The following is a 13,825-nucleotide window of genomic DNA, read 5'->3' as shown; positions in this document are numbered from 1 at the left end:
GGGAACGCATTCCAACTGTAGGAGTGAGCTTGCTCGCGATGACGTACTTAAAGCCAGACAGCATCCCAAAGCGGATAATCCCCAACGCGCTTTACCAACCTTGCTCTTAAGGGGTTCGCGATGATGTAGCGGGCGGCCTTCAGCAAATCCTCGTCGTAGCGCATGGCACGGTCGTGGAATCCTCGCTGCCAAAGCTGTTCGCTACATCCCCTCATACGATTGACCGCAATTGCACTACGGGATTTTGTGCCCTGCATCAGCGCTTGCAAAGTTCCAGACTGAAGCTCGACAAGCCAATGAAAATGATCCGGCATCACCACCACGCAAGTGAATGGATCAAACCCTGTTCCTGAGCACTTCGAAACTCTTTTACAACACAGCGTCCAAGCCTCCAATCCGCAAAAACAGGCTGTCGGCCCTGAGCTACAGAGGTGAGTAAATAGATCAGACCAGGCTGCGAGTACCTACCGGTGCGGGCTCGTTCACTACGGTGGAAATCTGACAATCCATTGCCCTCCGCTGAAAGCTTAAAACGCTAGCCTTCCGACGTTGATATTGCCGCAAAGCGAGTGCTGCCGAATGTATCGGATCCAGCGTTCATCCATAAATCCCACCCCACACATCCCTTCTGCGCCCTACAGGTGTAGAATCGGCGCTATTCATCGCCAGTCATCCCCGGCGGGTTTATGAGCTCAGGCCGAGCGCACGGTGATCCCGTGGCGTGTCGGTTTCCCTCGCAGCAAGCGGTCACTGCCGTTTGTCCGTGACGACACTAGAGGCTCAATCCCTTTCTATTTACCTGGTTAGCCGCCCGGAGTGCTCCATGCCTGATTACCGCTCTAAAACGTCCACCCACGGCCGCAACATGGCCGGCGCTCGTGCCTTGTGGCGCGCAACCGGGATGAAGGACGCAGACTTCAAGAAACCGATTATCGCCGTTGCCAACTCGTTCACCCAGTTTGTACCGGGCCACGTCCACCTCAAGGACATGGGCCAACTGGTTGCCCGTGAAATAGAGCGGGCCGGTGGCGTCGCCAAAGAATTCAACACCATTGCCGTGGATGACGGCATTGCCATGGGCCACGACGGCATGCTGTATTCGCTGCCGAGCCGCGAGATCATCGCCGACTCCGTCGAATACATGGTCAACGCCCACTGCGCTGACGCCATCGTCTGCATCTCCAACTGCGACAAGATCACCCCCGGCATGTTGATGGCTGCTTTGCGCCTGAATATCCCGGTGATCTTCGTTTCCGGCGGCCCGATGGAAGCCGGCAAGACCAAGCTCGCCTCCCACGGTCTGGATCTGGTCGATGCCATGGTCATCGCAGCCGACTCGACAGCGAGCGACGAGAAAGTCGCCGAATACGAGCGCAGCGCTTGTCCGACCTGCGGTTCATGCTCAGGCATGTTCACCGCCAACTCGATGAACTGCCTGACCGAAGCACTGGGTCTGGCACTGCCGGGTAACGGATCGACACTGGCCACTCACAGCGACCGCGAGCAGCTGTTCCTGCAGGCTGGCCGCACCATCGTCGACCTGTGCCGTCAGTACTACATCGAAAACAACGAAGCCGTGCTGCCGCGCAACATCGCCAACTTCAAAGCGTTTGAAAACGCCATGATGCTCGACATCGCCATGGGTGGCTCGACCAACACCATCCTGCACTTGCTGGCTGCCGCTCAGGAAGCCGAGATCCCCTTCGACCTGCGTGATATCGATCGCCTGTCGCGCACCGTTCCGCAGCTGTGCAAAGTGGCGCCGAACATCCAGAAGTACCACATGGAAGATGTGCACCGCGCTGGCGGTATCTTCAGCATCCTCGGCTCGCTGGCCCGCGGTGGTCTGTTGCACACCGACCTGCCGACCGTCCACAGCCCGTCCATGGAAGAAGCGATCGCCAAATGGGACATCACCCAGACTGACGATGAAGCTGTGCATACCTTCTTCCGCGCAGGCCCTGCCGGTATCCCGACCCAGACTGCATTTAGCCAGTCGACGCGTTGGGAAACCGTGGATGACGACCGTGAAAACGGCTGCATCCGCAGTTTCGAGCACGCCTACTCGCAGGAGGGCGGTCTTGCCGTGCTGTACGGCAATATCGCGCTGGACGGCTGCGTAGTGAAAACCGCGGGCGTCGACGAATCGATCCATGTATTCGAAGGCAATGCCAAGATCTTCGAAAGCCAGGACAGCGCTGTGCGCGGCATCCTTGCTGACGAAGTCCAGGCCGGCGACATCGTGATCATCCGCTACGAAGGCCCGAAAGGCGGCCCGGGCATGCAGGAAATGCTGTACCCGACGTCATACCTGAAATCCAAAGGTCTGGGCAAAGCGTGCGCGTTGCTCACCGACGGTCGTTTCTCGGGCGGTACTTCGGGTCTGTCCATCGGCCACGCGTCGCCTGAGGCAGCTGCAGGTGGCGCGATTGGTCTGGTGCGCGACGGCGACAAAGTACTGATCGACATCCCGAACCGCTCGATCAACCTGCTGATCGACGACGCAGAAATGGCCTCGCGCCGTGCTGAACAAGACAAGAAAGGCTGGAAGCCGGTTGAAGCGCGCCCACGTAAAGTGACGACAGCGCTGAAAGCCTACGCCCTGCTCGCTACCAGCGCCGACAAAGGCGCTGTGCGCGACAAGGCGTTGCTGGACAAGCTGGTGCCTTAAGCTTTTTCAGTGAACACAAAAAACCCGGCAGCGATGCCGGGTTTTTTATTGGGCTGACAGGATCAACGCAAAACCTGTGGGAGCGAATTCATTCGCGAAAGGGCCGGTACAAACGATACATATCCGTCGACTGGAACACCGCATTCGCGAATGAATTCGCTCCCACAGGGGGTCACGTCATTCTGTTATTTACTGAATCTCATCCGGCTTGACGATCACCCAGTTCTTGTCTGCGGTCACCGGCAAACCTTCTTTGGCCTGAGCCTCTGCGTTGCTTTTGATCATGCCGTTCAACTGAGTCATGTATTTGTCTTTGCGGTTGATCCACAAATGCACGCCGCCCTTGTTGACGTCTACGCCGTGGAACAGCATGTAGCCATCGCTGGTTGGCGTATCGCCTGCCACAAGCACCGGCTTCTTCCATTGGTCGATGTAGGTCAGGATCGCCGCTTGTTTGCCCGCCATCCAGGTCGCTGGTGTCCAGAGATAAGGCGTCAGCTCAAGACCAAGGTTGGCCTTCTCGTCGTACTTGCCTGCCGTGATCTGCTTGCGCGCGGTGGTCAATTCACCGGTTTTCTTGTCCTTGAGCAGCATAGTCACGCCGATCACGTTTTGCGGTTTGACGTTGTAGCCGTATTTGGGATCTGAGGCGACCATCCGTACCAACTCTTCGGATGCGGCGGTCATGACGTAGACCTCAATGCCGTTTTCCATCAGCTTGTTGAACAGCTCTTTCTGGCCGGTAAAGATGCGCGGCGGCTCGACATCGAGCTTCTTGACCACATCGCCATCGTAATAAGTGGCAGGGATCGGTTTACCCAGGGCCATCAGCTCATCGACATAGCCTTTGAGCTCCTTGAGGGTAAAGCCCGAGAACACTTGAGCGACCCATGGATAGCAAACCATGTCGTCGACTTCACAAAGGCGGTAGTAGTAGCTGAACAGGCTTTCCTTGTGATCAGCCGTGTCCTTGAAAGGCATCAGCTTGAGGGATGGATCGAGCTTCTCTCGGGTGATCAGCCCTTTGCTTTCCATGTACGGCAGCAGCGACTCTTCGAGATCGAAGCGGTAACTGGTGTTGTCCATGTCGAAAACCGCGTAATTGCCCTTGTTGGCATTGGCGGCAATCATCGCGTCGAGTGCTTTGGCGGCGGGCTCAGGCCAGTGTTTCAACTCGGTGGCAGCAAACGCCTGCCCGGCCAGACCAAGGCAGAGTGCGGCGGCAAGCAATCGTGGAGCGAACTTCATCGTGGTATCCCCCTGAAAGTTAAGAGGATGGACCGTAACAAATTATGATGACTGATTGGGGATGCCAGCGACTGTGTACGTTCCGAGGGCGTCACTCTGGAAGCGATTCGCGACGCAGATTTCCGATTACGACACTTTTATGACAGGAGCAATCGATCCTCGGTAGGAGCGAACTTGTTCGCGAGGCGATATTCCAGACGGCGAAAGGAACAATGCCTCGCCAACAAGTTGCCTCCTACCGGCGCTCCCAAACCTCAAAACTATACGCAGGCTTGTCATCCACCGCCGGGTTCAACACCTCGGACACCAACGCCCATTCGGCCAGATCAAACTCCGGAAACCACGCATCGCCTTCGGGACTCAGCGCCACGCGAGTCAGGTACAAGCGATCTGCCTGAGCCAGACCCTGGGCGTATAACTGCGCACCGCCGATCAGCATCACTTCCGCAACGCCCTGCTCCAGCGCCCATTCTTCAGCGCGGGCAACAGCGGACTCAAGCGACGTAAAGACCTCGGCACCCTCAAGCTGCAGATCCGCCTGACGCGTGACCACCAGATTAAGGCGACCTGGCAGCGGCCGCCCCAGCGAATCCCAGGTCTTGCGACCCATGATGATCGGCTTGCCGAGGGTCGTGGCTTTGAAGTACTTGAAATCCCCCGGCAAGTGCCAGGGCATGGAATTGTCGACGCCAATCACTCGGTTCTCACCAAGGGCGGCAATCAGGCTGAGCGGAAGTTGATTTTTCATGGCGGCGAGAATAACAGACGCTGACACTGAATTCGTAGCGGCCGATTTGCTCGAATACAGGGCGCAGAGGTTATGCTCCTTTACTGATTCATTCGACGAGACGCTGTGTGACTGCTCTGACTCCCCTCGATACTCTATGGCTGACCGAAGCCGTGCGCCTGCGCGAAGAACAGGCCGGTCCGCTGGAAGACCTTGAAGCCAACCGTCGCGCCCGGGCCAACGGTGGCGATCTGACGAACCGCGTGCAAAGCCGGGCCCTGTGGCTGGCCGAACGCGATGGCATGCGCTCCGCACTGCCACACTGGAAACAAGGCGCCCGACTGGCCCTGATTGCACTGGCGATTCTCTCGGTACTCAGCGGTGCCGGGCTCGCCTTCGCGGCGCTGGGCGACGGCCAAACGCCGGTCAATGTGTTCTGGGCGCTGGGCAGCCTGCTCGGGCTGAACCTGATTATGCTCTTCAGCTGGGCGATGAGTTTTAGCGTCGCCGGGCAAAACACCGCCAGCCTTGGACGCCTCTGGCTATGGCTCAGTGAAAAGCTTGCCCGCGATGCCCAGGCCGCCCAACTTGCCCCTGCGCTGATTGTGCTGTTGCAGCGCAAACGCCTGAATCGATGGGTGCTGGGGGCGGCGATACATGGTTTATGGCTGCTGGCACTGGTCAGCGCGCTGGTGCTGCTATTGATGCTGATGGCGACGCGACGTTATGGCTTTGTGTGGGAAACCACTATTTTAGGCAGCGACACCTTCGTCAGCCTGACCCAGACCCTCGGCATTCTCCCGGCCATGCTGGGCTTCAGCGTACCGGACGAGTCCATGATCCGCGCCAGCGGCGACAGCGCCCTGGTTGTTGAATCAGGTCGTCAGGCTTGGGCGGCATGGCTGGTCGGCGTGCTATTGGTCTATGGCATCGTGCCGCGCCTGATCCTTGCGCTGGTCTGCCTGTGGTGCTGGCGCATCGGCCGGGGTGCACTGAGTCTGGACCTGACCTTGCCAGGTTACAGCCAGCTTCGCGAACGCCTGATGCCCAGCAGCGAGAGACTGGGGGTCAGCGACGCTGCGCCAGAACAACTGCATCAAGTACAGCCCAATGGCACGGCACAACAAAGCAACGGCGCATTGTTGGTCGCTATCGAGCTGGACGATGAACAGCCATGGCCGCCGCTATTGCCGGAAAACGTGGTCGATGCAGGCATTCTCGACAGCCGGGAATCCAGGCAAAAACTGCTAGATCAACTGACCCGCTTTCCGCCTGCCCGGTTGGTGATTGCCTGCGACCCACGTCGCTCACCTGATCGCGGCAGCCTTGCGCTGGTTGCCGAACTGGCTCGCTGTGCGGGCGCAACACGAGTCTGGTTGCTATCGGCCCCTGCCGGGCAACATCTGAACGCAGAGCGAGTCAGCGACTGGCACGCGGCGCTGCAGCAACTGGATCTCGCGTGGAGCGACAGCGCGCCACTGAACTGGCTGGAGACGGGTCATGACTGACAAGGACAAGATCCGCCCGCTGAAACTGTCGGTGGTCGGCCACACCAATGTCGGCAAGACCTCGCTGCTCAGAACGCTGACTCGCGACGTAGGCTTCGGGGAAGTCTCCCATCGGCCGAGCACCACCCGCCATGTGGAAGGCGCGCGGTTGTCGGTAGATGGTCAGGCACTGCTTGAGCTCTACGACACGCCGGGCCTGGAAGATGCCATCGCGCTACTGGACTTTCTCGAACGCCAGGATCGACCGGGCGAGCGGCTGGACGGCCCCGCACGGCTGGCACGCTTTCTGGAGGGCAGTGAAGCAAGGCAGCGCTTTGAGCAGGAAGCCAAAGTCATGCGCCAGTTACTGGCCTCTGACGCCGGCTTGTACATCATCGATGCCCGTGAGCCGGTACTGGCCAAGTACCGCGACGAGCTGTCGATCCTGGCCAGTTGTGGCAAACCGTTGCTGCCAGTCCTGAATTTTGTCAGCAGTGCAGAGCACCGGGAGCCCGCATGGCGCGAGGCACTTGCACGACTGGGTCTGCATGCGCTGGTGCGCTTTGATAGCGTCGCGCCGCCAGAAGATGGCGAGCGGCGCCTTTATGAAAGCCTTGCCCTGCTGCTGGAAAACTCCAGAGATCAACTGGAACGGCTGATTCTGGATCTTGAGGCCCAGCGCGAAATCCGACGGCAAAGTGCTAGCCGGTTGATCGCGCAGTTACTCATCGACTGCGCAGCCTGCCGCCGCAGCGTTTCCACTGAGTCGGGCCATGAGCAACAAGCTATCGATGAGTTGCGCAAAGCGGTGCGCCAGCGCGAACAGCGTTGCGTGGAGGAACTGCTCAAGCTTTACGCGTTTCGCGTTCAGGACGCGGCAGCCAGCGATTTGCCGCTGCTGGACGGGCGTTGGGGCGACGATTTGTTCAACCCGGAAACCCTCAAGCAACTGGGCGTACGAGTCGGCGGCGGGATAGCCGCAGGCGCGGCAGCGGGTGCCGGTGTCGATTTGCTGGTGGGTGGCCTCACCATGGGCGCAGCGGCCTTGGCCGGGGCGATTGCCGGTGGTGCATTACAGACTGCACGCAGTTACGGCGGACGATTGCTCGGCAAGATTAAAGGCCAGCGCGAACTGACGGTGGACGATGCTGTACTTCGCCTGCTTGCGCTGCGTCAGCGCCATTTGCTGCTGGCCCTCGGCGCACGGGGCCACGCAGCGATGGAAAGCATCCAGTTGACCACACCACAGGATAAAACCTGGCGCGAAGGTAAACTGCCGGAAGCTCTGCACAAGGCTCGTGCACATCCGCAATGGTCGTCGCTGAATCCGGGGGCGAAGCTGAATCAGGCGGAGCGGCATGAGCAGATTGAAGAGTTGGCGAAAGTGATATTCGAATCCTGAAAAATTTTCCCTGCCTGTAGGAGCGCGCTTGCCCGCGATCGCGTTTTTTCCGGCACTTTGATGTTGGATGGAGGAAAGTCATCGCGGGCAAGCGCGCTCCTACACAGACTGTGTGAAAACGTAGCGAGCGACGGCAAGACAAGGCAAAAACAGGCGAAAAAGCGGAGTCTAGGTGTTCTAAATGAGCATTTTTCGCCTGTTTTTAACGCAGTATTGCCGAGCGCAGTAGTTTTCACACAGTCTGTACAGGAATAGCGCTCGGCCACCACCGGTAGTCGCTTTGCAAAATTTTGCCTACGCGAAATCAACAAGCACCGGTATCATCGCGCGCCCGATACACCCGGAACCGTATTGCTCATGAAACCGACCTTGATCGCCGCCGCAGAAATCGACCGTATCGATACTTGGGCCAAATACTCCAGCCATATGTGCGGAGGCTGTATTTCCAGCTGCTGCACGCTGCCTGTTGAAGTGAAGATCAAGGACTTGATCCGCATCGGCATCGTCGATGACTTCGAGCGGGGCGAACCGGCGAAGAACATCGCCAAGCGTTTGCAGAAGGAGGGGATTGTCGAGCGCTACAACCAGAAGTCCGAAATCTTCACCTTGCAGCGCATGAGCAATAACGACTGCCTGTATCTGGATCGCAAGAGCCGCCTGTGCACCATCTACGACAAACGCCCGGATACGTGCCGCAACCACCCCAAGGTTGGGCCACGTCCCGGCTACTGCGCTTACAAGCCTAAAGATGTGGTTCGTCAGGCCAGCGGCACGCTGAAGAACAACACCAGCACGCCGTTTCCGAAGTTCTGACACCGGACTGTCGCGCCTGCAAAGTCAGCGATCAGTAAGCACCACACAAACAAAAACGCCCCCGACCTTGCGGTCGGGGGCGTTTTTTCAAGCCTGATTAAAAACTAATCAGTTCTTGGCTTTCTTGGCAGCGCGGGTACGCTCGCTTTCGTCCAGGATCTTCTTGCGAAGACGGATGGACTTAGGAGTCACTTCGCACAGCTCGTCGTCCTGGATGAATTCCAGAGCCTGTTCAAGGGTGAACTTGACCGGTGGAACCAGAGCGATGGTCTCGTCTTTACCCGAAGCACGCATGTTGTCGAGCTTCTTGCCTTTGGTTGGGTTGATACCCAGGTCGTTGTCGCGGCTGTTCAAGCCAACGATCTGACCGCAGTAGATCTCTTGACCGTGCTCAACGAACAGCTTGCCACGAGCCTGCAGGGTTTCCAGCGAGTAGGTCAGAGCCTTGCCAGTTTCAACCGAAACCAGAACGCCGTTCTGACGGCCCGATACATCGCCCGACTTCATGGTGTCGTAACGGTCGAAGATCGAGGTCAGGATGCCTGCACCGGAGGTGAGGGTCAGGAACTCGTTACGGAAACCGATCAGACCACGAGCAGGGATGTTGTACTCAAGGCGCACACGGCCCTTGCCATCCGGAACCATGTTGGTCAGATCGCCTTTACGCAGACCCATTTGCTCCATGATGGAACCCTGGGATTCTTCTGGCAGGTCGATGGTGACGTTTTCAAACGGTTCCTGCTTCACGCCGTCAACAACACGGATGATCACTTCTGGACGACCGACACCCATTTCGAAGCCTTCGCGACGCATGGTTTCGATCAGTACCGACAAGTGCAGCTCACCACGGCCCGAGACCTTGAACTTGTCAGCGGTGTCGCCTTCTTCAACGCGCAGAGCAACGTTGTAAAGCAGCTCTTTGTCCAGACGTTCCTTGATGTTACGGGACGTCACGAACTTGCCTTCTTTACCGCAGAACGGCGAGTCGTTTACTTGGAAGGTCATCGAAACGGTAGGTTCGTCAACGGTCAACGGCACCATTGCTTCCACGTTCAGTGGATCGCACAGAGTGTCGGAGATGAACAGCGAATCCATACCGCTGATGCAGACGATGTCGCCAGCGGCGGCTTCTTCAACGTCGATGCGGTGCAGACCGTGGTGACCCATCAGTTTCAGGATACGACCGTTACGGCGTTTGCCGTCGGCGCTGATCGCTACAACCGGGGTGTTCGGCTTGACGCGACCACGAGCGATACGGCCAACGCCGATAACACCCAGGAAGCTGTTGTAGTCCAGAGCGGAGATCTGCATCTGGAAAGGACCGTCACGGTCAACAGACGGCGCTGGTACGTTGTCGACGATCGACTGGTACAGCGGGGTCATGTCTTCAGCCATTTCAGCGTGGTCCAGACCTGCAATACCGTTCAGGGCCGAGGCGTAGACGACTTTGAAATCCAGCTGTTCTTCGGTAGCACCCAGGTTGTCGAACAGGTCGAAGATCTGATCCAGAACCCAGTCCGGACGCGCGCCTGGACGGTCAACCTTGTTGATGACCACGATTGGACGCAGGCCGGCTTCGAAAGCCTTCTTGGTCACGAAACGGGTTTGCGGCATAGGGCCGTCTTGAGCGTCAACCAGCAGCAGCACGGAGTCAACCATCGACATTACGCGCTCAACTTCACCACCGAAGTCGGCGTGGCCCGGGGTGTCCACGATGTTGATGTGGTAGCCGTTCCAGTTGATGGCGGTGTTTTTCGCCAGAATGGTAATACCGCGCTCTTTCTCCTGGTCGTTGGAGTCCATCACGCGCTCGTCGTTGAGCTCGTTACGCTCCAGAGTGCCGGATTGGCGCAAGAGTTTGTCTACCAGGGTAGTTTTACCGTGGTCAACGTGAGCAATGATGGCGATGTTGCGTAGATTTTCGATCACTTGTGTATCTCGATCAGAGGATTCGGTTAGCTGAATACTGCTAAACAGCTATTTATAACGTCAGAGTCGGCCAAAGCCGTTACGGCTAGACGACTGGCGTCGGGGGGCCGGTGACGCAAGCCACAGGCAAACAGCCCCGGGCACTTAGCTCGGTCTATAAACGCGCACATTGGCATACCCCTCACTGAGCAAATGGTGAGCATGCAGGCGACTCATGACGCCTTTGTCGCAATACAACAGGTACTGGCGCGTGTTATCCAGTTCCTTGAAGCGGCTGTTCAGTGCATAGAACGGCAGCGCCTGTACTTCAATACCAGGCAATACCAGCGGCTGATCTTCCTGAGCATCCGGGTGACGGATGTCAACGATGACCTGCCCTGCCAGTGCCTGACTGACTTCTTCTATCTCGACACTCTGGCTCAGATCGTCAATCACACGATCGATCGAAACCAGTTTGGCGTTCTCCAGCGCTCGCTCGAGAACCGCCATGTCGAACTGTTGCTCTTCGTACTCAACGCGGTTTCGCTTGGCGTTGGTCTTGGGGTTGATCGAAATCACCCCGCAATACTCAGGCATATGCCTGGCGAAATCGGCAGTACCGATTTCAACCGCCTGATCGACGATGTCCTGCTTGTGGCTGGTGATCAACGGACGCAAAACCAGCTTGTCAGTCGCGGCGTCAATCAACGACAGGTTCGGCAACGTCTGGCTGGCAACCTGTGAAATCGCTTCGCCGGTAACCAGCACATCGATATCAAGACGGTCAGCGATAGAGGATGCAGCGCGTAACATCATACGCTTCAAAACTACACCCATATGACTGTTATCGACTTTCTGCAGGATTTCTCCGAGAACTTCCTCGAAAGGCACGCTGATAAACAGCACGCGCTGGGAGCTGCCGTACTTCTTCCAGATGAAATGCGCGACTTCCATCACGCCCAGTTCATGGGCACGACCGCCCAGATTGAAGAAGCAGAAATGCGCCATCAGCCCGCGACGCATGACCTGATAGGCCGCCACGGTCGAATCGAAACCACCGGACATCAACACGAGGGTTTGTTCGAGGGCGCCTAACGGGTATCCGCCGACACTATTGTGCTGGCTGTGGATGACAAACAACCGTTTGTCGCGAATTTCCATTCGCACCACGATTTCCGGCTTTTTCAGCTCGATACCGGCCGCACCGCACTGCTTGCGCAACTGACTGCCGACGTATTTTTCGACATCCATGGAGCTGAATGCATGTTTGCCCGCGCGCTTGCAGCGCACTGAAAACATCTTGCCCGGCAGCAGATCGGCGTAGTGCAGCTTGCACTTGGCAACGATGTCGTCCATGTCGCCCAGCGGGTATTCGGCCACCTGAAGGAAATTGGCGATACCCGGCATGCAGCTCAGGCGGTCGGTCATGTCCTGCAGGACCTTGGGGTCGGTCAGTTTCGTCTGAACCTCGAGGTTGTCCCACGAGCCATCCACCACCAGTACCGGGTCCAGATCACGGAGCACGGTACGGATATTCTTGGCCAGCTGGCGGATGAATTGCTTACGCACCGGCGGGCTTTTGATGATGATTTCGGGGAAGACTTTTACGATTAGTTTCATGAAAACAGCGCGCGAGGTGCCAGCCGAAAAAGAGGGGGCGGGATTATAGCGGAAATTGCTCAAGGTTTAACCAGTTATCGTGCAACCAATCATCGACGCACCAAAAAAGACCTGTCGGACAATATGCAGCCTCATTGTGGTGCGTTAAATTTTCAAATCGACGATTTTTATCCCTGAATTGCTAGCGTTTCGGGCATAAAACCCATCTCGGGGCACTGGCATGCAATTTGCTCCCTTGTGAGGCAGGTTGCCTTGGCAGAGTATTTGCGCCGGCATCACCCAAATTCTAAGGGCCCAAACCATTAAATAGGCCCGAAGCCACCCGGAGGACACCATGTCGAAGTCGGTTCAACTCATCAAAGATCATGACGTTAAGTGGATTGATCTGCGCTTCACGGACACTAAAGGTACACAGCACCACGTGACCATGCCGGCTCGTGATGCGCTGGAAGACGACTTCTTCGAAGTCGGCAAGATGTTCGACGGCTCCTCCATCTCTGGCTGGAAAGGCATCGAAGCCTCCGACATGATCCTGCTGCCGGACGACGAAACTGCCGTTCTCGATCCGTTCACCGAAGACCCAACCCTGATCCTGGTTTGCGACATCATCGAACCTTCGACCATGCAAGGTTACGACCGCGACCCACGCGCTATCGCTCACCGCGCCGAGGAATACCTGAAGTCGACCGGTATCGGTGACACTGTATTCGCCGGTCCAGAGCCAGAATTCTTCATCTTCGACGAAGTGAAGTTCAAATCCGATATCTCCGGTTCCATGTTCAAGATCTACTCTGAGCAAGGTTCGTGGATGTCCGACGCCGACATCGAAGGCGGTAACAAGGGCCACCGTCCAGGCATCAAAGGCGGTTACTTCCCTGTTCCACCATTCGACCATGACCACGAAATCCGCACCGCAATGTGCAACGCTCTGGAAGAAATGGGCCAGACCGTAGAAGTTCACCACCACGAAGTGGCGACAGCTGGTCAGAACGAAATCGGCGTGAAATTCAACACGCTGGTTAAAAAGGCTGACGAAGTTCAGACCCTGAAATACGTTGTCCACAACGTTGCTGACGCTTACGGCCGCACCGCTACCTTCATGCCTAAGCCTCTGTACGGCGATAACGGTTCGGGTATGCACGTTCACATGTCCATCTCCAAAGATGGCAAGAACACCTTCGCAGGCGAAGGCTATGCCGGCCTGTCCGACACCGCTCTGTACTTCATCGGCGGCATCATCAAGCACGGTAAGGCACTGAACGGCTTCACCAACCCGGCTACCAACTCCTACAAGCGTCTGGTTCCAGGCTTCGAAGCTCCGGTCATGCTGGCCTACTCGGCTCGCAACCGTTCCGCTTCGATCCGTATTCCTTACGTCAGCAGCCCTAAAGGCCGCCGTATCGAAGCTCGCTTCCCGGACCCATCTGCCAACCCGTACTTGGCTTTCGCAGCACTGCTGATGGCTGGCCTGGACGGCATCCAGAACAAGATCCACCCTGGCGACGCAGCTGACAAAAACCTGTATGACCTGCCGCCTGAAGAGGCCAAAGAGATCCCACAAGTTTGCGGCAGCCTGAAAGAAGCCCTGGAAGAGCTGGACAAAGGTCGTGCGTTCCTGACCAAAGGCGGCGTTTTCAGCGACGACTTCATCGACGCTTACATCGCCCTGAAAAGCGAAGAAGAAATCAAAGTACGTACCTTCGTACACCCACTGGAATACGAGCTGTACTACAGCTGCTGATCCAGTCGCGTCAGCAATCGTGACGCACAAAAGAGGCCTCCTTCGGGAGGCCTTTTTTATGGGCGGGATTTGATATTCGGTACATAGTTGTTGCCTGAAGCGCTTTGCGCGAGTGCATGCTGTCGTATCGCGAACGCCGCCCCTGTAGGAGCGCACGAGCACCGCGAGGCCGCGATAGCGTTCTGTCTGATGTACCGCTATCGCGGCC

General features: G+C 57.3%; 10 protein-coding genes. 5 read left to right on the top strand and 5 right to left on the bottom strand.

Annotation, left to right across the window (positions count from 1 at the left end):
• Nucleotides 1–47: 47 nt before the first annotated feature.
• Nucleotides 48–395 (bottom strand): REP-associated tyrosine transposase, encoded by a 348-nt coding sequence (locus tag KDX30_RS12570; RefSeq protein WP_406643850.1) that lies wholly within the window; start codon nucleotides 393–395, stop codon nucleotides 48–50.
• 428 nt (nucleotides 396–823) lie between these two features.
• Here KDX30_RS12570 and ilvD point away from each other — a divergent pair, with 428 nt between their 5' ends.
• Nucleotides 824–2,671 carry a dihydroxy-acid dehydratase gene (ilvD, locus tag KDX30_RS12565; RefSeq protein ID WP_231676006.1) on the top strand — a complete coding sequence of 616 codons (1,848 nt, stop codon included), beginning with the start codon at nucleotides 824–826 and terminating at the stop codon, nucleotides 2,669–2,671.
• Nucleotides 2,672–2,860: 189 nt separating this feature from the next.
• On the opposite strand, the gene KDX30_RS12560 is transcribed toward ilvD, so the two are convergent.
• A complete protein-coding gene (locus tag KDX30_RS12560) occupies nucleotides 2,861–3,919 on the bottom strand; it encodes an HAD family hydrolase (protein WP_122394557.1) in 1,059 nt (352 codons plus the stop codon).
• 235 nt (nucleotides 3,920–4,154) lie between these two features.
• Nucleotides 4,155–4,667: a dihydrofolate reductase gene (locus KDX30_RS12555; RefSeq protein ID WP_027899675.1), complete on the bottom strand. Its 513-nt coding sequence runs from the start codon at nucleotides 4,665–4,667 to the stop codon at nucleotides 4,155–4,157.
• Nucleotides 4,668–4,774: 107 nt separating this feature from the next.
• On the opposite strand from KDX30_RS12555, the gene KDX30_RS12550 reads away from it, so the two are divergent.
• From KDX30_RS12550 to KDX30_RS12540, 3 genes are all read left to right on the top strand, one after another.
• Nucleotides 4,775–6,154 carry a DUF2868 domain-containing protein gene (locus KDX30_RS12550; RefSeq protein ID WP_231676004.1) on the top strand — a complete coding sequence of 460 codons (1,380 nt, stop codon included), beginning with the start codon at nucleotides 4,775–4,777 and terminating at the stop codon, nucleotides 6,152–6,154.
• Nucleotides 6,147–7,535, top strand: coding sequence for a GTPase/DUF3482 domain-containing protein (locus KDX30_RS12545; RefSeq protein ID WP_231676002.1), 1,389 nt, complete (start codon nucleotides 6,147–6,149; stop codon nucleotides 7,533–7,535). The genes KDX30_RS12550 and KDX30_RS12545 overlap by 8 nt, the downstream gene beginning before the upstream one ends.
• Nucleotides 7,536–7,892: 357 nt before the next feature.
• Entirely contained in the window at nucleotides 7,893–8,348 is a 456-nt protein-coding gene (locus tag KDX30_RS12540) for a YkgJ family cysteine cluster protein (RefSeq protein WP_027899672.1), read from the top strand.
• 108 nt (nucleotides 8,349–8,456) lie between these two features.
• Here the strand turns inward: KDX30_RS12540 and typA are convergent, their stop codons facing one another.
• Entirely contained in the window at nucleotides 8,457–10,277 is a 1,821-nt protein-coding gene (gene typA / locus KDX30_RS12535; RefSeq protein WP_095100978.1) for a translational GTPase TypA, read from the bottom strand.
• A gap of 144 nt (nucleotides 10,278–10,421) precedes the next feature.
• The gene (gene thiI, locus KDX30_RS12530) at nucleotides 10,422–11,876 is read right to left on the bottom strand and encodes a tRNA uracil 4-sulfurtransferase ThiI (RefSeq protein ID WP_231667308.1); all 1,455 of its coding nucleotides are present in this window, start codon (nucleotides 11,874–11,876) and stop codon (nucleotides 10,422–10,424) included.
• A gap of 334 nt (nucleotides 11,877–12,210) precedes the next feature.
• Between thiI and glnA the strand changes: the two genes are divergently transcribed.
• Complete coding sequence (gene glnA / locus KDX30_RS12525; RefSeq protein ID WP_095100975.1) at nucleotides 12,211–13,617, top strand: glutamate--ammonia ligase; 1,407 nt, start codon at nucleotides 12,211–12,213, stop codon at nucleotides 13,615–13,617.
• The last annotated feature ends 208 nt before the right edge of the window (nucleotides 13,618–13,825 follow it).

Source organism: Pseudomonas quasicaspiana (assembly GCF_021147825.1).
Lineage (GTDB): Bacteria > Pseudomonadota > Gammaproteobacteria > Pseudomonadales > Pseudomonadaceae > Aquipseudomonas > Aquipseudomonas quasicaspiana.
Note: the sequence above shows the minus strand (reverse complement) of the source record. Positions and strands in the feature narration are given on the sequence as shown.

Excerpts from the sequence above, each read along its gene's own strand:
- glnA (WP_095100975.1), top strand. The coding sequence starts at position 12,211 with ATGTCGAAGTCGGTTCAACTCATCAAAGATCATGACGTTAAGTGGATT.
- KDX30_RS12545 (WP_231676002.1), top strand. The coding sequence starts at position 6,147 with ATGACTGACAAGGACAAGATCCGCCCGCTGAAACTGTCGGTGGTCGGC.
- KDX30_RS12560 (WP_122394557.1), bottom strand. The coding sequence starts at position 3,919 with ATGAAGTTCGCTCCACGATTGCTTGCCGCCGCACTCTGCCTTGGTCTG.
- ilvD (WP_231676006.1), top strand. The coding sequence starts at position 824 with ATGCCTGATTACCGCTCTAAAACGTCCACCCACGGCCGCAACATGGCC.
- thiI (WP_231667308.1), bottom strand. The coding sequence starts at position 11,876 with ATGAAACTAATCGTAAAAGTCTTCCCCGAAATCATCATCAAAAGCCCG.
- KDX30_RS12540 (WP_027899672.1), top strand. The coding sequence starts at position 7,893 with ATGAAACCGACCTTGATCGCCGCCGCAGAAATCGACCGTATCGATACT.
- KDX30_RS12555 (WP_027899675.1), bottom strand. The coding sequence starts at position 4,667 with ATGAAAAATCAACTTCCGCTCAGCCTGATTGCCGCCCTTGGTGAGAAC.